General features: G+C 64.5%; 16 protein-coding genes. 8 read left to right on the plus strand and 8 right to left on the minus strand.

Annotated elements, in window-relative coordinates; translation table 11 throughout:
* The 3 genes from ACYP01_RS05580 to ACYP01_RS05590 all read right to left on the minus strand — a co-directional run.
* Positions 1-657 (minus strand): neutral zinc metallopeptidase (locus tag ACYP01_RS05580; RefSeq protein ID WP_459678871.1); only part of this gene is annotated, 657 nt, incomplete at its 3' end.
* Positions 657-2,858 carry a 1,4-alpha-glucan branching protein GlgB gene (glgB, locus tag ACYP01_RS05585; RefSeq protein WP_003945366.1) on the minus strand — a complete coding sequence of 734 codons (2,202 nt, stop codon included), beginning with the start codon at positions 2,856-2,858 and terminating at the stop codon, positions 657-659. The genes ACYP01_RS05580 and glgB, both read right to left, overlap by 1 nt.
* Entirely contained in the window at positions 2,858-4,882 is a 2,025-nt protein-coding gene (locus ACYP01_RS05590; RefSeq protein ID WP_042925800.1) for an alpha-1,4-glucan--maltose-1-phosphate maltosyltransferase, read from the minus strand. Before ACYP01_RS05590 ends, glgB begins: the two co-directional genes overlap by 1 nt.
* Positions 4,883-5,059: 177 nt before the next feature.
* On the opposite strand from ACYP01_RS05590, the gene glgP reads away from it, so the two are divergent.
* The gene (gene glgP / locus ACYP01_RS05595) at positions 5,060-7,660 is read left to right on the plus strand and encodes an alpha-glucan family phosphorylase (protein ID WP_042446167.1); all 2,601 of its coding nucleotides are present in this window, start codon (positions 5,060-5,062) and stop codon (positions 7,658-7,660) included.
* 68 nt (positions 7,661-7,728) lie between these two features.
* Here the strand turns inward: glgP and ACYP01_RS05600 are convergent, their stop codons facing one another.
* From ACYP01_RS05600 to ACYP01_RS05610, 3 genes are read right to left on the minus strand one after another with little or no spacing between them, the layout of a single operon-like run.
* Positions 7,729-9,777, minus strand: coding sequence for an ATP-dependent DNA helicase (locus ACYP01_RS05600; RefSeq protein WP_459678872.1), 2,049 nt, complete (start codon positions 9,775-9,777; stop codon positions 7,729-7,731).
* A 9-nt stretch (positions 9,778-9,786) separates the two neighbouring features.
* A complete protein-coding gene (locus ACYP01_RS05605) occupies positions 9,787-10,434 on the minus strand; it encodes a nicotinamidase (RefSeq protein WP_459678874.1) in 648 nt (215 codons plus the stop codon).
* Complete coding sequence (locus ACYP01_RS05610; protein ID WP_459678875.1) at positions 10,431-11,771, minus strand: nicotinate phosphoribosyltransferase; 1,341 nt, start codon at positions 11,769-11,771, stop codon at positions 10,431-10,433. Before ACYP01_RS05610 ends, ACYP01_RS05605 begins: the two co-directional genes overlap by 4 nt.
* A gap of 121 nt (positions 11,772-11,892) precedes the next feature.
* On the opposite strand from ACYP01_RS05610, the gene clpS reads away from it, so the two are divergent.
* The 7 genes from clpS to rdgB all read left to right on the plus strand — a co-directional run bounded on the left by clpS (position 11,893) and on the right by rdgB (position 16,973).
* A complete protein-coding gene (gene clpS, locus ACYP01_RS05615; protein WP_029255695.1) occupies positions 11,893-12,204 on the plus strand; it encodes an ATP-dependent Clp protease adapter ClpS in 312 nt (103 codons plus the stop codon).
* Positions 12,205-12,260: 56 nt separating this feature from the next.
* On the plus strand, positions 12,261-12,851 hold the full coding sequence (aosR, locus tag ACYP01_RS05620; RefSeq protein WP_003945318.1) for an oxidative stress transcriptional regulator AosR: 591 nt from the start codon (positions 12,261-12,263) through the stop codon (positions 12,849-12,851).
* On the plus strand, positions 12,848-13,915 hold the full coding sequence (locus ACYP01_RS05625) for a P1 family peptidase (protein ID WP_162113781.1): 1,068 nt from the start codon (positions 12,848-12,850) through the stop codon (positions 13,913-13,915). Before aosR ends, ACYP01_RS05625 begins: the two co-directional genes overlap by 4 nt.
* Before the next feature lie 92 nt (positions 13,916-14,007).
* Positions 14,008-14,667, plus strand: a complete 660-nt coding sequence (locus tag ACYP01_RS05630; RefSeq protein WP_030537907.1) for a rhomboid family intramembrane serine protease — start codon at positions 14,008-14,010, stop codon at positions 14,665-14,667.
* Positions 14,668-14,764: 97 nt separating this feature from the next.
* The gene (locus ACYP01_RS05635; protein ID WP_007733274.1) at positions 14,765-15,523 is read left to right on the plus strand and encodes a cyclic nucleotide-degrading phosphodiesterase; all 759 of its coding nucleotides are present in this window, start codon (positions 14,765-14,767) and stop codon (positions 15,521-15,523) included.
* A 52-nt stretch (positions 15,524-15,575) separates the two neighbouring features.
* Positions 15,576-16,361 (plus strand): ribonuclease PH, encoded by a 786-nt coding sequence (gene rph, locus ACYP01_RS05640; RefSeq protein WP_003945332.1) that lies wholly within the window; start codon positions 15,576-15,578, stop codon positions 16,359-16,361.
* A gap of 3 nt (positions 16,362-16,364) precedes the next feature.
* Positions 16,365-16,973, plus strand: a complete 609-nt coding sequence (gene rdgB / locus ACYP01_RS05645) for an RdgB/HAM1 family non-canonical purine NTP pyrophosphatase (RefSeq protein ID WP_063316259.1) — start codon at positions 16,365-16,367, stop codon at positions 16,971-16,973.
* 62 nt (positions 16,974-17,035) lie between these two features.
* Here the strand turns inward: rdgB and ACYP01_RS05650 are convergent, their stop codons facing one another.
* Together ACYP01_RS05650 and ACYP01_RS05655 are read right to left on the minus strand one after the other, a co-directional pair.
* Positions 17,036-17,416, minus strand: coding sequence for a DUF3817 domain-containing protein (locus ACYP01_RS05650; protein WP_003945334.1), 381 nt, complete (start codon positions 17,414-17,416; stop codon positions 17,036-17,038).
* Positions 17,413-17,820 carry a hypothetical protein gene (locus ACYP01_RS05655; protein ID WP_021333455.1) on the minus strand — a complete coding sequence of 136 codons (408 nt, stop codon included), beginning with the start codon at positions 17,818-17,820 and terminating at the stop codon, positions 17,413-17,415. The genes ACYP01_RS05650 and ACYP01_RS05655 overlap by 4 nt, the downstream gene beginning before the upstream one ends.
* Positions 17,821-17,958 lie beyond the last annotated feature (138 nt).

A 17,958-nucleotide genomic window follows, 5' to 3' on the forward strand; every position in this document is an offset into this window, starting at 1 on the left:
GTTGAGTCCGTCGGAGGTGTTCATCGTGAAGTGCGCGGCCTTGTCCTCGGCGACGTGCCGCAAGAAGGCGCCACCGAAACAGTCGGCTTGCTGTTCGCGGACCAGGGCTGCGTCTCGTTTACCGCCGACGATCCCGGCCTTGCGTTGAACGGCATGGCCGTACTCGTGCGCAAAGATGAACGCGACGGCCACTTCACCGAACTTCTCCCGCACCTCGGGCAGCAGCAATTCACGATCCCAACCGATGGTGTGATCGATGCTGCAGTACCCGGCGTTGATGAGTTCTTCGGTGGTCTCCTCACAGAAGTCCGGGCCGTTCGATTCGGTGGGGTCCCACGAGATCAGCTCGTCGACCGGTTCGAAGGGCTTGTCGAACAGAGCCGGGTACTCGGCGGCCCAGTAGGTTTCGATGTCTGTGATGGCGTTGGCTGCCAGCGCGTCGATGTCCCCGCCGTCGGTGCCGGTGATTGCTCGGTCGGCGTTGGGGGCTCCCGGACGCAACCCACTTGGTCCTGCCGTTGCGTCGAGTCCGGCGACGCGGAAGGGATCGTGATAAATCGAGACGGCGTGGCCACTCGTTCCCTGGGCACAACCGGCGAGCAGTGCTGCCACTGCCAACAGTGACGACGTGACAATGACTACTCGCCGGCCGACCATCAACGCTCCAGACTTATCCAAATCGCTCCAGCAGCTGGCAGCGCCACCTGTGCGGAGGCTGGCCGACCGTGCCACGAATGCGACGTTGCTGTGACCGCTCCGAGGTTCCCGACTCCGGAGCCGCCGTACACCTCGGCATCGGTGTTGAGAATTTCCACCCATCGGCCGGGCTCTGGTAGCCCGACGCGGTAGCTCGAGTGCTCACTGCCCGAGAAGTTGAACAGGCAGGCGACAATCGAACCGTCAGTACCGTAACGCAGAAAACTGAGGACGTTGTTCTCGGTGTCGTTGGCGTCGATCCAGGAGTATCCACCGGGCGAGGTGTCGAGGGTCCACATGGCCGGATGACGTCGGTACGCGGAGTTGAGATCGCCGACCAGTCGCTGGACGCCGCGATGGAGAGTGCCGGTGTACTGATCGTCGAGCTGCCACCAGTCGAGGCCGCGTTCTTCCGACCATTCCGCACTCTGACCGAACTCCTGTCCCATGAACAGTAGTTGCTTGCCTGGATGCGCCCACATGTACGCAAGCAGTGAGCGCAGGCCGGACGCCTTGGCGAAGTCGTTCCCGGGCATCCGGGTCCACAGAGTTCCTTTGCCGTGCACCACTTCGTCATGGCTGATCGGTAGCAGGTAGTTCTCACTCCACGCGTACATCAGTGAGAACGTGATCTCGTGATGGTGGTAGGTCCGGTGTACCGGGTCGTGACCGAGGAACCCGAGGGTGTCGTGCATCCACCCCATGTTCCACTTCATGTTGAATCCGAGGCCGCCGACATTGGTCGCCCGAGTGACTCCGGGCCACGCCGTCGACTCCTCGGCGACGGTGACGACTCCTCGATGGTTCTTGTGGACGGTGGCGTTCATCTCCTGCAGGAACGCAACGGCTTCGAGATTCTCGCGGCCGCCGTGAATGTTGGGAGTCCATCCACCTTCCGGGCGTGAGTAGTCCAGGTACAGCATCGATGCGACAGCGTCGACGCGAAGTCCGTCGATGTGGAACTCCTCGAGCCAGAAGAGTGCATTGGCGACGAGGAAGTTCCGCACCTCGCGGCGACCGAAGTCGAATACGTATGTGCCCCAGTCCAACTGCTCGCCGCGACGCGGATCGGCGTGCTCGTACAGGGGAGTTCCGTCGAAACGAGCCAGGGCCCACTCGTCTTTGGGGAAGTGTGCAGGCACCCAGTCGACGATGACACCTATCCCTGCGGCGTGCAGGTGGTCGACGAACCAGCGGAAGTCGTCCGGGGTGCCGAAGCGGGAGGTCGGTGCGTAGTACGAGGTGACCTGGTATCCCCACGAACCACCGAACGGATGCTCGGAGACGGGCAGCAGTTCGACGTGGGTGAATCCGGTTTCGGTGACGTAGACGGCGAGTTGCTCGGCCATCTGCCGGTAGTCGAGTCCCGGACGCCACGATCCGAGGTGCACCTCGTACACGCTCATCGGGGACTGCGAAGGATCGACACCGGCGCGGGTTTCGAGCCAGGCCGCGTCGTTCCACTCATGCGAACTGGTGGTCACTCGCGATGCAGTCGCCGGCGGGACCTCGGTACCGAATGCCATGGGATCGGCCTTGTCGCGAACGGAGCCGTCGTGGCCGTGGACCCGGAACTTGTACAGCGAACCGACTGCGATGTCGGGCAGGAAGAGTTCCCAGACCCCAGTGGATCCGAGGACTCGCATGGGGGCGAATTGCCCACTCCACCCGTCGAAGTCGCCGACGACGGTCACGCCGCGGGCGGCCGGAGCCCAGACGGCGAACGAGGTGCCGTCGACGGGTCCATCCGGTGTCTCGTAAGAACGCGGATGTGCACCGAGGATGTCCCACAGTCGTTCGTGCCGACCTTCGCCGAACAGGTGTAGGTCGAGTTCACCGAGAGTAGGCAGGAACCGGTAAGGGTCGGCTGCGAGAACCGTGTGTCCACCCGGGTACGTCACGGAATAGCGATAGTCGATCAGGTCGGGGTAGGGGACCAGAGCCGCGAAGATTCCGTTCGAAACATGTTCGAGAGGAAAGTTTTTGCCGCCGATGACGGCACTGACGGACTCGGCGTTGGGACGCAACGCACGCAGAACGGTGCCGTCGGCGTGGGGATGGGCGCCGAGGACACTGTGCGGATCGTGATGTTCACCGCGCGCCAACAGCTCCAGATCGTGATTGTCCGGTGCGATACCCGAAGGGAACTTCTCGGTTGACATCACTTGCCTCCACCTGCGCGGTGCGCATTGCGTGCTTGGTAGGCCAGAGAGATCCGGGCCGGATACGGAACGGGTGGGAGCGCGAGGATGTGCGCCACCGAACGCCAGGGCTCGAGGCGGACGAAATTGGCTTGGCCCCAATTGAACTGCTCACCGGTTACCTCGTCGAGCACGGTCATGTGGTCGTGCCATTCGCGTCCGAGCGCCGGCATGTCCAACCAGACGGTGCCCTCTTCTGCAGCGAACGGGTTGAGGTTGATCACCGTCAGGACGGCGTCACCGGTCGAGGCGTCGAACTTCGAGTAGGCGATCAACGCGTCGTTGTCGATGTGGTGAAAGTGCAGGTTCCGCAACTGTTGCAGGGCCGGATGTGCACGCCGGATGCGGTTGAGCGCGGTGATCCACGGCTCGAGAGACTCGCCTCGCGCTGCTGCTTCGGCGAAACGGCGCGGCCGAAGTTCGTACTTCTCGGAGTCGAGGTATTCCTCGCTGCCGGGGCGAACGGCTTGGTGTTCGTAGAGTTCGTAACCGGAGTAGACGCCCCACGTCGGCGCCAGGGTGGCGGCGAGAGCTGCTCGCAGTGCAAACATTCCGGGCCCACCGTGCTGGAGGGACTCGTGCAGGATGTCCGGCGTGTTCACGAAGAGGTTCGGTCGGGCTTCGTCGGCCTTCGCCGCCAGCTCGTTACCGAATTCGGTGAGCTCCCACTTCGCAACTCGCCAGGTGAAGTACGTGTACGACTGTGTGAACCCGCGCCGGGCAAGGCCGTACATGCGCGCCGGACGAGTGAAAGCCTCGGCGAGGAACAAGACGTCGGGGTCAGTTTTCTTGACCTCCGAGATGAGTGTCTCCCAGAAGTTGGGCGGCTTGGTGTGCGGGTTGTCGACACGAAAGATCTTGACGCCGGCACTGATCCAGTGTCGGACGACTCGCAAGATTTCCTTGTCCAGACCGCGAGGATCGGTGTCGAAGTTGATCGGGTAGATGTCCTGATACTTCTTGGGCGGGTTCTCGGCGTAGGCGATGGTGCCGTCGGGAAGGACGTTGAACCACTCCGGATGCTTCTTGGCCCATGGATGATCCGGGGCACACTGCAGCGCGAGATCCAGTGCCACTTCGAGATCGAGCTTGCGGGCCGCAGCGACGAAGGCCTTGAAGTCCTTGAGCGTGCCGAGTTGCGGGTGAACAGCGTCGTGCCCGCCGTCGACCGAGCCGATGGCCCACGGCGAGCCGACGTCACCGGGTTCGGGAGTGAGAGTGTTGTTGCGTCCCTTGCGGTTGATCTCGCCGATGGGATGGATCGGCGGAAGGTAGACGACGTCGAAACCCATTGCGGCGATGCGGGGTAGTTCTTCGGCCGAGGTTCGGAAAGTACCGTGTTGCGGCACCCCGTTCTCGTCCCAACCGCCCGTCGAGCGGGGGAAGAACTCGTACCACGATCCGAACAGTGCACGGTTGCGATCGACGACGACAGGGTGGGACTCGCCCTTGGTGACCAGTTCACGGAGCGGAGTGGCGCGGAGCAGTTCGGCGACGTCGGAGGCGAAGGCCGGCGCGACGCGAGCAGTCAGCGCCTGATCGCTGCGCAGCGACGCCGTGACGGCCTCGAGCCTGGACCTGTTGCCCCGCGGTACCTCGTGCGCGGCCTGTTCGAACAGGCGCGCACCGATTTCCAGGTCGTTGGCCAACTCGGCCGCCCCTTGCCCGACGGCGAGCTTTGCTTCCACGGCGTGCTTCCAGGTGGCGATGGGATCGCTCCACGCCTCGATCCGAAATGACCACATGCCTTCGGCAGACGGTGTGAACACCGCGTCGACGGTGTCCGGTTCGGTCCCGGGATCCATCGGAATGCGCAGCGGCTTGGTACCTCGCGGACCACGCACGACAAGAGTGGCGGAAATGGCGTCGTGGCCTTCTCGCCACACCGTGGCGTGCACTGGGAAGACTTCACCGACCACGGCCTTTGCCGGATAGTTACCCGAGATCTCGGGTACCACGTCGTCGATACCGAGGCGTCCTGACACGGGAAGCTCCATTTCTGATGATGGATCGCGGTAAAACTTTCTTTCGCCGGGTTCAACCGTAGTGGGTGCGGCGCTGGAGTGCTGATAACGACGAATTCGGGTCTGTCGGTGGTCAGGTCGGCTCGGGCGTTCGGTTCCACCGGACAGAGTGCGAGGAACTCGACTAGGGTTCGCGGGGTGAAAGCCTTGCGTCGGTTCACTGTCCGAGCCCACCTTCCGGAGCGCCTCGCCGCGCTCGGCCCCCTGTCCACCAACCTTCGGTGGTCGTGGCATCCCGAGACACAGGATCTGTTCTCGCGACTCGACCCCGAACTCTGGCAAGCAGTCCAGTTCGATCCGGTCCGCATGCTCGGGGAAGTCGACCCCACCCGTCTCGACGAACTCAGCAGTGACGAGGCATTTCTCGGTGACCTCGACACTGCAGCAGCCGATCTCGATGCTTATCTGAGCACCCCGCGCTGGTACCAATCCCAGCAGGCCAAGGGCACATCGTTAGCCGGCGGAATTGCGTACTTCTCCATGGAGTTCGGAGTCAGCGAAGTTCTGCCCAACTACTCCGGTGGATTGGGCATCCTGGCGGGCGATCACCTCAAGGCCGCGTCCGACCTCGGGCTGCCGCTCATCGGCGTCGGACTGCTCTACCGATCCGGCTACTTTCGCCAGTCGCTGACCGCCGACGGTTGGCAGGCCGAGCACTACCCGCCGCACGACCCTCAAGGGTTGCCTCTTCGTTTGCTGACGGACGCAGGCCCGGCTTCCGAAGACGGATCGCCGGTCGTCATTCACGTCGCCATGCCCGGTGGCCGGGTGCTGCGTGCGCGAGTGTGGATCGCTCAGGTCGGACGAGTGCCGTTGCTGCTGCTCGATTCCGACATCGCCGAGAACGACGCGGATCTGCGCGGCGTCACGGACCGTCTCTACGGCGGGGACCAGGATCACCGCATCAAGCAGGAGATCCTCGCGGGTATCGGCGGCGTCCGCGCGGTGCGCGCCTACACCGCGGCGTACGGATTGCCCGATCCCGAGGTGTTCCACATGAACGAGGGGCATGCCGGATTCCTCGGCATCGAACGGATTCGGGAACTTGTCACCACCAGCGGTCTGGACTTCGATTCGGCTCTGGCCGCGGTCCGTGCCGGAACGGTCTTCACGACGCACACTCCGGTTCCGGCCGGAATCGACCGCTTCCCGGCGGATCTGGTCCGTCACTACTTCGGCGGAGCGAACGGCGAGAACGAATCGAGTTTGCTTCCCGGCCTGACCGTCGACCGCATCGTCGGGATGGGGCGTGAAGCCGATCCGTCGATCTTCAACATGGCGCACATGGGTCTTCGCCTGGGCCAGCGAGCCAACGGCGTCTCGAAGTTGCACGGCATCGTCAGCCGCGACATGTTCAACGGTCTCTGGCCGGGCTTCGACGCCGACGAGGTGCCGATCGGTTCGGTCACCAACGGTGTTCACGCGCCGACGTGGGCGGCGCCGGAGTGGATGGACGTGGCCAGGCGGATCGTCGGTCAGGAGCAACTCGAAGAAGCACGCGGGTGGGAGCGCCTGCACGAGTTGTCGGCAACCGAACTGTGGGAAACACGTAATGCGTTGCGCGGCAAGTTGGTCGACGAAGTCCGTCGTCGCGTCCGAGCGTCCTGGCTCGAACGCGGCGCGACCGAGGCCGAACTCGGCTGGACCACTGGAGTTTTCGATCCCAACGTCTTGACAGTCGGATTCGCGAGGCGCGTTCCGACGTACAAGCGGTTGACGCTGATGCTGCGTGATCCCGAGCGTCTGCGTGCGATGTTGCTCGACGAGAAACGTCCGGTGCAGTTGGTGGTGGCCGGCAAGTCGCACCCCGCCGACGACGGCGGTAAGGCACTCATCCAGCAGGTCGTGCGGTTCGCAGACGAAGCGGATGTGCGTCACCGCATCGTCTTCCTGCCTGATTACGACATGTCGATGGCCCGCTACTTGTACTGGGGCTGCGACGTGTGGCTCAACAACCCGCTTCGCCCCCTCGAGGCGTGCGGTACTTCAGGCATGAAATCCGCGCTCAACGGCGGCCTCAACCTCTCCATTCGCGACGGATGGTGGGACGAGATGTACGACGGCGAGAACGGGTGGGCCATTCCGACGGCCGACGGTGTTCTCGACGACGTGCGGCGTGACGATCTGGAAGCCAGCGCCCTCTACGAACTTCTCGAGCACGCGGTACTGCCGACGTTCTACGACCGTGATGCAGCCGATCTGCCGACGCGCTGGGTCGAGAGGGTTCGCCACACCCTCGAGAATCTGGGCCCGAAGGTGTTGGCATCACGCATGGTTCGTGACTACGCCGTCGACTACTACGCCCCTTCGGCGGAATCAGCTCGAGCGGTAGTGGCGGATGATTTTGCCGGCGCGCGTGAGGTGGCCGAGTTCCGTCGCCGTATCGAGTCGCAGTGGCCGTCTGTCGCCGTCGAGCAGGTGGACGGTTCCGGCCTGCCGGACACCCCGGAGATCGGTGCGACCATCTCTTTGAAAGCCAAGGTCCGCCTCGGCGGCTTGTCGGTCTCGGATGTGGAGGTTCAGGCAGTCCTGGGACGCGTCAGCCCAGGCGAGGAACTCACCGACGTGGTGACGTTCCCGATGACGCACTTCGGCGCCGAGGACGGAACCGAGATCTTCGAAGCCGAGGTTGCGCTTCCGGTCTCCGGCTCCGTGGGATACACCGTGCGGGTGCTGCCGCATCACCGGTTGTTGGTCGATGCGTCCGAACTCGGGTTGGTGACCACTCCGAGCGTCTGACGTAATACATTCTGCCCCGGTCCGTTCGGTCGGTACCGGGGCAGAATTGTGCCCGCGTGAGAACTGGCTCAGGGACGTGAGTCGCGGATGCGGGTGAGCGCCTTGCGGACGACTTCGGGGTTGGTCGTCTCCCAGAACGGAGGCAGCGATGCGCGAAGGTAACCCGCGTATCTCGCCGTGGCCAGACGCGGATCGAGCACGGCCACCACGCCCTTGTCGTCGGTGCTACGAAGCAGACGGCCGACGCCCTGTGCCAGGAGCAGCGCCGCGTGATTGGCCGAGACGCTGAGAAAGCCGTTACCGCCATGGGATTCGATAGCCTGCTGGCGAGCCATCAACAGTGGGTCGTCCGGGCGCGGGAACGGAATCCGGTCCAAGATGACGAGGCTCAGTGACGGACCCGGAACATCGACGCCCTGCCACAGGGACAACGTGCCGAACAGTGACGTGGGTTCGTCCTTGGCGAAGGCCTTGACGAGGGTGCCGGTGGCGTCGTCGCCCTGGCACAGGATGGGGGTGTCGAGGCGTTCACGCATCGCCTCCGAGGCGGCTTTGGCGGCGCGCATCGACGAGAACAGGCCGAGGGCGCGTCCGCCCGCAGCCTCGACGAGTTCGGCGATCTCGTCGAGATAGACCGGGGAGAGGCCGTCGCGGCCGGGCGTGGGGAGGTGGCGGGCAATGTAGATGATGCCGGCCTTTGCATGGTCGAAGGGCGACCCGACGTCGAGTGAGTTCCAGCGGAAAGCCGAAGCGTCAGAAGGTGCTTCGGTGCCGATGGCGGTACCCGAGTCGGGGCGCGCGGACGATTCCGCAGGAAGACCCCAGTTGACGGCGAGACCGTCGAACGATCCGCCGACGGTCAGTGTCGCGGAAGTGAGAACGACGGTGGATTCGGCGAACAGTCGCGAGCGCAGCAATCCGCCGACGGAGAGCGGAGCCATCCGGACGGAGCGCCGCACCGATCCGCGGAAATCGTCCGAGGACAGCCAGACGACGTCCTTGCGCTTTGCCGGGTCTGGTTCGTCGAAAGCGGTGAGAATACGCACGGCACTGTCGTGGACGTCGTCGACGGACGAGAGTGCGGCGTTGCGGGCCGCAGCGGCTTCGGGGTCTGCGGCTGCCATGCCCGGTTTGGCCGGGCCGATAGCGGTGCGCAGCGACCAGGCCGCGTCGCGGATCGCAGCCAGTGCGGGTGCCGCCCCGTCCGGGAGGCCTTCCCAGCGACCTGGCCGTAATTCCTCGAGGAGCCCTGCCCACCCCTCGCCGGCAGCTTCGAGGCGATCGGCATCCTGTTCTTCGGCGATCTTGCCGCAACGCCGGGCCGCGGCACTGATCGAGGCGGCAGTGAGATCGGCCGTGGCGACGCCGGTGACGCGGTCGACCAACTCGTGGGCCTCGTCGATCACCACGACGTCGTGGTCAGGCAGGATCTGGATGCCGGTGATGGCGTCGATCGCGAGCAGTGCGTGGTTGGTGACCACTACGTCGGCCTTCGACGCCTCGACTCGGGCGCGCTCGGCGAAGCAGTCCTCACCGACCGGGCACTGGTTCTTACCGATGCATTCGCGGGAGGTGACACTGACCTGCCGCCACGCCTGATCGGATACGCCCGGCACCAATTCGTCCCGATCACCTGTTTCGGTGTCGGAGGACCATTCGGTGAGGCGGACGACCTCCCGGCCGAGACGCGAGACCGTGAACGGATCGAACAACTCGTCCTCGGGTGGCTGTTCGGACGCGCCGGTGTGGATCTTGTTCATGCACAGGTAGTTGTTGCGGCCCTTGAGGATTGCGAACTCTGCGCGTCGGCCGAGTGGCTTCTTCAGGGCATCGGCGAGCCGAGGAAGATCTCGGTCGACGAGCTGACGCTGCAGCGCGATGGTGGCGGTGGACACGACCACGGTGCGTCCCGATTCGACCGCGTGGCGCAGGCTCGGAACGAGATAGGCGAGCGACTTACCGGTACCGGTGCCGGCCTGGACGGCCAGATGCTCGCCGGTGTCGATCGAGTGCGCCACGGCGGACGCCATCGTCAGCTGACTGGTTCGTTCGGCACCGCCGAGCGACCGCACCGCTGTCTGGAGCAGTTCGGGAACGTTCGGGAGTTGATCGGCCACCCACGAAGGTTAATGGATCCCTACGTCAGAAACGTCCACGGATGATTCCCGGGGTAGTTCCCCGGCATTCGAGTCTTCTTGCGACGAGGCCTCGTCTCGCCCGATCAGCTGCACTCCCGCCTCCCGCATCTGCACCAATGCCGACTCGATCGTGGCGGTCGACACACCAGCGGTGAAGGGGAGAAGGACAGTCGTGGCGAACCCCGCGCGCGCGGCATCGACGGCCGTGGCCTTGACACAGTGATCCGTGGCAATTCCGATCACGTCGACGTCGGTGATCTCGTGGGCGCGGAGCCAGTCCTCGAGCGTCGTTCCGTCCTCGGCTGCTCCTTCGAAACCGGAGTAGGCCGCGCTGTAGGCGCCCTTGGAGAAGATCGCCGACCCGGCGACGGAAGCGTCGAACGCCGGATGGAACTCGGCGCCGGCTGTCCCGACGACGCAGTGAACCGGCCAGCTGTCGATGAAGTCGGGATTCTCGGAGAAGTGCACCCCAGGGTCGATGTGGAAATCGCGAGTCGCGACTACGGCGTCGTACTCGTGGGAGTTGACGAAATCGTTGACGGCTCCCGCAACCGCAGCACCGCCTTCGACTGCAAGAGCGCCACCTTCGCAGAAATCGTTCTGAACGTCGACAATTATCAGTGCTTTTGCACTCACTGATGCTCACCTCCGGTGAATCGAACGGGCACAGCCGAGTCTCCGCGCGAGAGCTTGAGGCCTTCCCACGGCAGGCTCACGAGCCCTGCCTTCAGAACTGCTCTGCTCTCTTCGAGCGTCGGCGCGCTGTCGACGACCTTGCCTTCGCGAACCAGCGGGATCAGCAGTTCGGTCGCGCCGTCCGCCTCGGAAACAGGTGACGGTGATCCGGCGGGGTAGATGACTTCTTCGACGATCGTTCCGGTCGGACGCACTACGCGCAGTGCCTTCTTTGCGCCACCGCGAGATGCCTTGTTGGTGCTTCTCTTCTCGACCGCGATTCCGTCGACCTCGACAAGTTTGTAGACCATGCCGGCGGTGGGGGCGCCTGATCCGGTGACCAGGGAAGTGCCGACGCCGTACGAATCGACGGGTTCGGCGCGCAGAGCCGCGATCGCGTACTCGTCCAGGTCACCGGAGACGACGATGCGTGTTTTGGTAGCACCGAGATCGTCGAGTTGTTGGCGTACCTGACGAGCAAGAACGCCGAGATCACCGGAGTCGATGCGAACCCCGCCCAGCTCGGGACCGGCAACGGCGACAGCCGTTTTCACACCCTCGGTGATGTCGTAGGTATCGACCAACAAGGTGGTGGATACGCCGAGTGCCGCGACCTGACCGCGGAATGCCGCTGCCTCGTCCGGACCGTCTTCGGTGGTGTGCAGGAGAGTGAAGGCGTGTGCACTGGTACCCGCGCTGGGTACGTCGTGACGCCGCGCGGCTTCGAGGTTGGAGGTGGCGTCGAAGCCGGCGAGATACGCGGCACGTGAAGCGGCGACGGCGGCCTGTTCGTGTGTACGACGCGAGCCCATCTCGATCATCCGTCGACCGCCCGCTGCGCTCACCATGCGGGCTGCGGCCGAAGCGATCGCGCTGTCGTGGTTGAGGATCGAGAGAATCACGGTTTCGAGGATGACGCACTCGGCGAACGTTCCGCGGACCGAGAGGATCGGTGATCCGGGGAAGTAGAAATCGCCCTCGCGGTAGCCGTCGATGTCACCGGAGAATCGATAGTTGCGCAGCCACTCGACGGTCGTGTCGTCGAGGAACTTCGCAACGATCGCCAGTTCCGGTTCGCCGAACCGGAACTGCTCGAGTGCGTCGAGAAGGCGTTCGGTACCGGCGACGACGCCGTAGCGACGACCGTCTGGCAGCCGCCGTGCGAATACCTCGAAACTGCAGTTGCGGAAGGCAGATCCGTCGGCGAGAGCCGCCGAGAGCATGGTCAGTTCGTACTGATCGGTGAGCAGTGCGGTGCTGGCACCGGCGTCGCGGATGTCGGAAATTTGCGTAGGCACGCACACAACTCTATGCGCGAGACGACGTGGGTGGGTGTTGTCGCCTCTCGTCGCGCCGTACCCTGGATACATGGTTTTCGGCGGCGCGACCGTGTCCGGCACTTACTCGGCGAACGTAACGATGAGAGGCGCTACGGCTTCCTCTCCTCAAGCCACGCCCGAGCAGTCGGAGGCTGTTGCGACCATCGAAGCCGCAGATCGGCCCTGGGTGACCATCGTCTGGGACGACCCGGTCAATCTCATGCATTACGTGACTTACGTGTTCCAGAAGTTGTTCGGCTACAGCAAAGCCAAGGCCACCGACTTGATGATGCAGGTCCATTCGGAGGGCAAGGCCGTGGTCTCGAGCGGTTCGCGCGACAAGATGGAGGCCGATGTTCGTCGCCTCCACGCTGCCGGTCTCTGGGCCACGATGCAACGCGACGACACCTGAGAAAAGCACTTTTTCGACCGATTTGTTCGCCTAACTCGTAGACGGGAGTCCGACGCGTGCGGACGTGGAGTAGGAAGAGTTCACTCGGCGGAGTGAAGTTCAAGTCCGAGATGGACGGCCACGAGGCGGCGGTTCTGCGCTCGCTCGTGGAGTCGGTGACCGGGCTTCTCGACGAGCGTGCGTCTTCGGCGCCGCAAGACGAGCTCGCCGCCCTGACGGGCCTTCGTACCGGAAATTCGGAGACACCCGACAATCCGGTATTGGCGCGTTTGCTGCCCGACTTCCAGCGCACCGATCCGGACAAGGTCGCTCCGGACAGTGACGATCTCGACGACGCCGGCGCCAATGTCAACGGCGCGCTGCGAAGTTTGCACGAACCCGAGATCATCGACGCCAAGCGTGAGTCCGCTCGCATGTTGTTGGCTTCGCTTCCGGAGGCCGGCGGCAAGGTCGTTCTCACGCAGGAACAGGCCGACGCCTGGCTGTCCTCGCTCAACGACGTCCGTCTCGCGCTCGGAACCAATCTCGGCATCGACGCCGACACACCGGAGAGCCTCGAACCCGACGACCCGCGAGCCCCGCATCTCGACGTCTATCACTGGTTGACGTGGATGCAGGACTCCCTCGTCCAGGCGCTCATGCCATGACCACGACGCGGACCGGGCCCACTGATTCACTGACAGATGTCGCCGGCCTCGCCGTCGGTCATCACCACAAGCTCGACGAGGGAGCCACTCTCGGAAGCGGCGCAGCCACCGGCTGCACGGTCGTGCTCGCGTCGGCCGGTGTGGTCGCCGGAGTCGACGTCCGGGGCGGCGGTCCGGGTACCCGCGAGACCGATCTGCTCGACCCGAGCCATTCGGTCCAGCAGGTCAATGCCGTGCTGTTGACCGGCGGTAGTGCCTACGGACTTGCCGCGGCCGACGGAGTGATGCGCTGGCTCGAGGAACACGATCACGGGATCGCGATGGGCGCTCCCGGCCAGGTGGTACCGATCGTGCCCGGCGCCGTGATCTTCGATCTGCCGGTGGGGGACTGGACCGTTCGTCCGACCGGCGATTTCGGATTCCTCGCTGCCGACACTGCTTCGCGCGAATTCGCCACGGGCACGGTCGGCGCGGGGGTAGGTGCCAGAGCCGGAGCGCTCAAGGGTGGGGTGGGAACGGCCAGCGTCGTGATCGCCGACGGCCCCGCCGAGGGGACGACGGTCTCCGCCTTGATCGTGGCGAATCCGGTGGGTTCGGTCTTCGACCCCAGAACAGGCCTGCCGTGGGGCGTCGGCTCGGACGGCGCGGAGTCGTTCGGCCTCAGGCTCCCCGACGCGTCCGAACTCGCGTCGGCCAACGCCGTTGCAGCCAAGGGAACCGTCCTCAACACCACGATCGGTGTGGTCGCCACTGACGCCGCCTTGACGAAAGCCGGGTGCCGACGCGTCGCCGTCGCAGGTCATGACGGCCTGGCCCGAGCGATTCGGCCCGCACATTCGCCGCTCGACGGCGACACGATCTTTGCGCTCGCCACCGGTGATCACACTCCGAACTCGGAGATCACGGTTCCGGACGCTTTCCCGAACGAACTGCCGATACTCGACGCGGTGTGCGCGGCTTCGGCCCAGGTGGTCGAACGTGCGATCGTCACAGCGATTCTCGACGCCACGTCGGTAGCCGGAATCCCGAGCTACCGCGAACTCTTCCCGTCCGCATTTCTCTAAGCAGCACTCCTGGAATCGGCGGTAATCTCGAATTGAGCCTGGTCGCAAGTGACCGGATCAGAAGACCGGATCGACGGTGGAGGACGCACACGATGACGATGGATTTCAACAGTCCGGACTTCGGCACCCGGACGCCGGCACGGAAATCCGGTCCGCCCTCGGTGTGGAAGCAGTCGGCCGTGTTGGTGGGCGGCTTCGCGATCCTGCTCTACGTGATCGAGATCGTGGATGTCATCTCCGGTCAGAACGTCCAGAACGCCGGCGTCACCCCGCGCACGCTCGACGGCCTGTGGGGAATCCTGTTCGCCCCGGTGTTGCACGACGACTGGGGTCATCTGATCGCCAACACCATTCCGGTGCTGATCCTCGGATACCTCGTGCTGGTGTCGGGAATTGCGCGGGGACTCGCGGCGACCGGCATCATCTGGGTGATCGGCGGCGTCGGGACCTGGTTGTTCGCCGGCTCGAACTCGAATCACGTCGGTGCGTCCGTGCTGATCTTCGGCTGGGTCACCTACCTGCTGGTGCGCGGGTTCTTCACGCGGAGTTTCACACAGATCCTGATCGGCGTTGCCGTCTTCGTCGTGTACGGCGGAGTGCTGTGGGGCGTTCTGCCGAGCGATCCACGGGTTTCCTGGCAAGGGCATCTGTTCGGAGCGATCGGCGGCGTGGTTGCCGCCTGGGCGTTGACGTCGGGGGAGAGGGCCAAGCGCGCCGGGTCGGCGCCGGCCGTTCGACCACCGAGTTTCTGAACGGACGTGGGTCACACCCTCACTGCGGTGTGACTTCGACGCGCCAAAACCACCAAGAGCTTTTTCCCAGACGGGTAGACGTGGCAGCATGACCGGTATGCGCATGACCGTCCTGGGGTGTTCCGGCAGCGTCACGGGTCCGGATTCACCGGCTTCGGGATACCTGCTCACGGCACCGGGAACTCCGCCGCTCGTGATCGACTTCGGCCCGGGAGTTCTTGGGGCGTTGCAGCGATACGCCGATCCGGGCGAGGTGACGATCCTGCTTTCGCACCTTCATGCGGACCACTGTCTCGACATGCCCGGCCTGCTCGTCTGGCGTCGCTATCACCCCAACCCGCCGGTCGGCCGTGCTCTGGTTTACGGCCCCACCGACACCGCGTGCCGCATCGGAGTGTCCTCCGCCGAGTGCGCCGGCGAGATGGACGACATCTCCGACACCATCGACGTCCGGCTCTGGGCCGAGAACGAGCCGGTGACGTTCGGTGAACTGAGCGTCGTCGCCCGCCGGATGAATCATCCACCCGAGGCTTACGGTTTCCGGATCACCGGCGCCGACGGCCGCGTCCTCGTCTATACAGGCGACACCGGTATGTGCGACAACGTCGTCGAACTCGCGCGTGGTGCAGACGTGTTGCTCTCTGAAGCGTCGTGGACCGACAGCCCCGATCGACCTGAGGGAGTCCATCTCTCCGGCAAGGAAGCCGGCCGTGTGGCTGCGCTCGCCGGCGTCAAGGAACTTCTCCTCACGCACATTCCGCCGTGGACATCGCGTGAAGACGTGATCGCCGAAGCGAAATCCGAATTCTCCGGACCGGTCCATGCCGTCTCCGCCGGAAGTGTCTACGACATCTGATTCCCCTCACATTCGGTGCAGCGCTCACCGGGCGACCGCTAGGCTCACGAAGGTGACTACACGAGAAGACGGTAGGGCGGACGACGAGCTCCGCACGGTCAAGATCACCCGCGGGTTCACCAGTCACCCGGCCGGATCCGTTCTGGTCGAGTTCGGGAACACTCGCGTCATGTGCACCGCCAGCGTCGAAGAGGGTGTACCCCGCTGGCGCAAGGGCTCCGGCTTGGGTTGGCTGACAGCCGAATACGCGATGCTTCCCGCCGCCACGCACACACGCAGTGGCCGCGAATCGGTCAAGGGCAAGGTCGGCGGCCGCACGCAGGAGATCAGTCGACTCATCGGCCGATCACTTCGAGCGTGCATCGATCTCGCGGCAATCGGTGAGAACACCATCGCCCTCGACTGTGATGTCCTCCAAGCCGACGGCGGTACCCGCACTGCGGCTGTGACGGGGGCATACGTGGCCCTGGTCGACGCCGTGACGTACCTGCGCGCCGCCGACCTGCTCTCCGACCCGCAGCCCATCTCGTGTGGCATAGCGGCCGTCAGCGTCGGCGTCGTGGACGGACGAGTGCGTCTCGACCTTCCGTACGAAGAGGATTCGCGTGCCGAGGTAGACATGAATGTCGTGGCCACCGATACCGGCACGCTGGTGGAAATTCAGGGAACCGGTGAGGGCGCCACCTTCCCACGCTCGACGCTGGACAAGCTGCTCGACTCCGCTCTGGCTGGTTGTGAGCAACTTTTCGAGATCCAGCGTCAAGCGTTGGCCGAGCCGTATCCCGGGGTGCTACCCGAACCGAAGAATCCGGAACCCAAGAAGAAATTCGGTGCCTGAGCTGTGAGCGTACGAGTATTGGTTGCCAGCCGAAATGCCAAGAAACTGAAGGAACTTCACCGGGTGCTCGACGCCGCCGGAGTGAGCGGAATCGAACTGGTCGGGCTCGACGAGGTCCCGCCGTTCCCCGAAGCCCCCGAGACCGGAGCGACGTTCGAGGAGAATGCGCTCGCCAAAGCGCGTGACGGAGCAGCTGCAACCGGAATGCCCTGCATCGCAGACGATTCCGGTGTCGAGATCGACGCACTCAACGGTATGCCGGGTGTGCTGTCCGCGCGGTGGTCGGGTACTCACGGAAACGACGGCGCCAACACGGCTCTGGTCCTGGCTCAGCTGGGAGACGTCCCGGACGAGCGTCGAGGCGCGGCGTTCGTCTCCGCCTGTGCACTGGTGATCCCTGGCGGCGACGAGACCGTCGTGCGCGGCGAATGGCGCGGGGTGATCGCCCGCGAACCAGCCGGCGACGGCGGCTTCGGATACGATCCCATCTTCCGTCCGGACGGCGACACCCGCTCGGCCGCAGAACTCACCCCGGCCGAGAAGGATGCGGCGTCACATCGAGGGCGCGCGCTCGTACAGCTCGTTCCCGCGCTGGCGGCACTGGCCGGCTGAACCGAATCCGAAAAGTAGAGCCCTGAACGCGTCTGCGTTCAGGGCTCTACTTTTTGAAACTCTCAGAGCTGATAAGCCTGCTTCACCTGGGCGGTTCGCTTGTGCTCGAACACGAACGACAGGAACGGGATCGTGCCGGCGAGCGCGGTGGCAACCGTCGTACCGGGCTTCCACCGGGCCTTGATCGCCAAGTCGATCGTGAATACGAGATAGAGCATGTAGAACAGGCCGTGGATCTGGCCGATGTAGAACAACCACGACGGTGCGTCCGCCGAATTGTCGAGAATCAGGTACTTGTAGACCATCTCACCGGTCAGGAACAGCAGCCAGAGGCCGGTGATCCAGGCGAGAACGCGGTATCGGACCAGCGCCGACGCAACCTTCTTCTGCTTTTCTGCGTTGACTGCGGGGGTAGCGATGCTCGCTTCCGAACCGGTACTCACGTCGTGCTCCTATCGGACTCGCGAGCGGCGAGCTGCGCAAGGTAGTCGTTGTATTCCAGCATTTGGCGGGCTTCAGGGTCGTCGACGTCGAGGTTCACATCGTCGAACTCGGCCTGCGGGCGTTGCGGCAAGAGGTCGGCGGGAATCTCACGCGGCTCCGCGGCGGCTTCCTCGGCTTCGGCCTCTTCGGGGTCCACGTCTTCGAGCTGAACGAACTTGCGGTACGCGTACACGACAAACGCCGCGAACAGCGGCCACTGGAACGCGTACCCGAGATTCTGTCCCGAGCCTCCGACGGCTTCGAAGCGCTCCCACTGCCACCAGCCGAGCGCGAGGCAGCCGGCAGCTGACACGATGACCAGCAGAATCAGCGCAGGTCGGCGTTTAGTAGCGTTCTTGGACACACTAAGACGGTACCTGAGAGCTATAGTGCCTCGCCCTGCGATCTCCGACACGGTGTCGTAGAAGCCGTGCCACGGCGTGTCGTAGGAGCCGTGCCACGGCGTGTCGTAGAGGCCGTGCCACGGCGTGTCGTAGGAGCC

It is taken from the genome of Rhodococcus sp. no. 34 (assembly GCF_054589475.1).

Coding starts and splice junctions, on each gene's coding strand:
- glgB (WP_003945366.1), bottom strand. CDS start 2,858: ATGTCAACCGAGAAGTTCCCTTCGGGTATCGCACCGGACAATCACGAT.
- ACYP01_RS05635 (WP_007733274.1), top strand. CDS start 14,765: ATGCGCATGACCGTCCTGGGGTGTTCCGGCAGCGTCACGGGTCCGGAT.
- clpS (WP_029255695.1), top strand. CDS start 11,893: ATGAGAGGCGCTACGGCTTCCTCTCCTCAAGCCACGCCCGAGCAGTCG.
- ACYP01_RS05625 (WP_162113781.1), top strand. CDS start 12,848: ATGACCACGACGCGGACCGGGCCCACTGATTCACTGACAGATGTCGCC.
- ACYP01_RS05630 (WP_030537907.1), top strand. CDS start 14,008: ATGACGATGGATTTCAACAGTCCGGACTTCGGCACCCGGACGCCGGCA.